General features: G+C 62.1%; 1 protein-coding gene. It reads right to left on the reverse strand.

Annotated features, from left to right (window positions below; translation table 11 throughout):
* The coding region (locus tag SB724_RS20570; RefSeq protein WP_410572764.1) for a transketolase C-terminal domain-containing protein at positions 1-264 on the reverse strand (264 nt) is incomplete at its 3' end.

The following is a 264-nucleotide window of genomic DNA, read 5'->3' on the forward strand; positions in this document are numbered from 1 at the left end:
GTTGGACCCTACGCGCTGAACGGGGGCCTTGAGCTGCCCGTAAAGCGATTCGTAGATCAGCGCAGCGATTTCAGCCCCGACCCCGAATGGCTTGACCGCCTCATGGACGATCACCGCACGGCCGGTTTTGGCTACCGAAGCGAGGAAGGTGCCGGTGTCCAACGGCGAAATAGTGCGCAAGTCGATCACTTCGGCCGAGACACCCTCAGCCGCCAGCTTCTCTGCCACCGCACAGCAGTCCAGAACGCGGCGGCTATAGCTGAT

It is taken from the genome of Bacillus sp. SIMBA_031 (genome assembly GCF_046535225.1).
Classification (GTDB): Bacteria; Bacillota; Bacilli; order Bacillales; family Bacillaceae; genus Bacillus; species Bacillus velezensis.